The 1,865-nt window shown below is 53.7% G+C and carries 1 protein-coding gene and 1 pseudogene; both read left to right on the plus strand.

Annotated features, from left to right (window positions below):
• Window positions 1–128: 128 nt before the first annotated feature.
• Window positions 129–1,499, plus strand: a complete 1,371-nt coding sequence (locus tag AC097N_RS21175) for an RNA-binding domain-containing protein (protein WP_479584046.1) — start codon at window positions 129–131, stop codon at window positions 1,497–1,499.
• A 156-nt stretch (window positions 1,500–1,655) separates the two neighbouring features.
• A pseudogene (locus tag AC097N_RS21180) lies at window positions 1,656–1,865 on the plus strand (hypothetical protein); the annotation flags it as partial.

The raw sequence follows: 1,865 nt of genomic DNA on the forward strand, positions 1-1,865 counted from the left end.
GACCAATACCGACAATGTGATGAACAACACCTTCTGGATTGGGGTGCAACCGGCGCTGACCAGAGAGATGCTGGAGTTTGCTGCCAGCAAGATTGAGGCCTATCTGGGCGTGAACTTCTGATTTAACCATGCGCTCAGCCCTGCACACCCTCATCGCCGCAGGCGAATCTCAAACGCTGGAATTCAAAACCTCGTTTGACAAAGCCTGCATCGCCACGCTGGTCGCCTTTGCCAACGCGCAAGGCGGCGCGGTGCTGGTGGGCGTGAGCGATGCGGGTGTCGTGCTGGGCACAACAGTGGGCAAAGAAACGCTCAACGACTGGCTGGGGCAAATCAAGTCAGCCACCAGTCCGTCTCTCATCCCTGACATCAGCGCCTGCACCGAACAGGGCAAAACCGTGGTGGTCATTGGCGTGAGCGAATTCCCCGTGAAACCCGTCAACACCCGAGGACGCTACTTAAAGCGCGTGGCAAGCTCCAATCACCAACTCACCCTGGGTGAAATAGCCGACTTGTACATGCAATCGCTGCAACTCTCGTGGGACGCGCACCAAGCCGGCACGCACACGCTGGAGGCGCTATCCCTGCCCAAAATCAAACGCTTCATTAGCCAGGTGAATGACAACGGCCGCTTTGCCCTGGAAGGCGAAGACTTCGCCGCACTGGAAAAGCTCAACTACCTCGTCAACGGTCACCCAACCTGGGCGGCTATGCTGCTTTTTGCCAAAGTACCCATCCGTCACCATGTCCATATCGGCCGCTTTAAAACCGCCGACATGATCATCGACGACCGGCAATTTACCGACACCCTCTTTGAAGTGGTCGAGCAGTCGATGAAATTCATCGTCTCGTACGTCAGTGTCGCGTTTACGTTTGATGGCAGCGTTCAACGCAAAGAACGCTTTGGCTACCCGCTGCCTGCGCTACGCGAAGTACTTCTCAACGCAGTCATCCACCGCAACTACACCGATGGCTCCGACATCCAGATCAAAATATTCGACGACAAAATCTCGATTTTCAGCCCCGGCGTTTTTTATGGCGGTATCAGCGTGGCCGACATCCAAGCCGACAACTACCGCTCCAGCCTGCGCAACAAGTTGGTGGCCGAAGCGTTTTACCTGACTGGCAACATCGAAAAATATGGCAGCGGTTTTATCCGCATTCGCAAGGCGCTGCAGGACTACCCCGAGATTGATTTTGAGATCAAAGAATTTACGGGTGGCGTGATGGCGACCTTTTCACAAACACAGTCAGCACTACCTCTGGATGGTGCAAGTGGCGGAGTAAGTGGCGGAGTAAGTGGCGGAGTAAATGCAGAGCCCCTCCCTTTGTTGCAATTGATTCAGGCCCGGCCAGGACTCAAAACAACGGAACTGGTGGCGCAAACAGGCAAGCCACAAAGAACCATTGAACGCTGGCTCAAGCAACTCAAAGACAACCAGCAGATCGAGTTTAGAGGCGCACCCAAAACTGGCGGCTATTACTGCAAAAATACATGAAATCAGCCTCTAGCCCCCGTATAGCAAGCGTAATCCGCTATCAATTAAATAGCGTTTATCAGATATGAATCAGACCACTTACCGCATCCAGCAAGCTTCAAGCGTAACGAGCTTTGACTTTTTAAAAGAAGCGACTCTGTTGTGAATGCCATAAATATGACTGTTCATACGATGACCTACAAGCCGCCAACCTTCAACCCCCAAACACTGCGCAAAACGGTGCTGGACATGGCCTACGCGGGCTCTACGGTCCATATCGGCTGTGCGTTCTCGATCATTGAGCTGCTGGCGGTTTTGTACCGCAGTCATCTGCGCTTTCCCGGCAACGATCCGCGCGCCAGAGATCGCGATTACTTTGTGCTCAGC

The organism is Rhodoferax sp. LS1R11, assembly GCF_056521395.1.

What these genes read in the sequence shown, in the direction of transcription:
- AC097N_RS21175 (WP_479584046.1), top strand. Translation starts at nt 129, where the DNA reads ATGCGCTCAGCCCTGCACACCCTCATCGCCGCAGGCGAATCTCAAACG.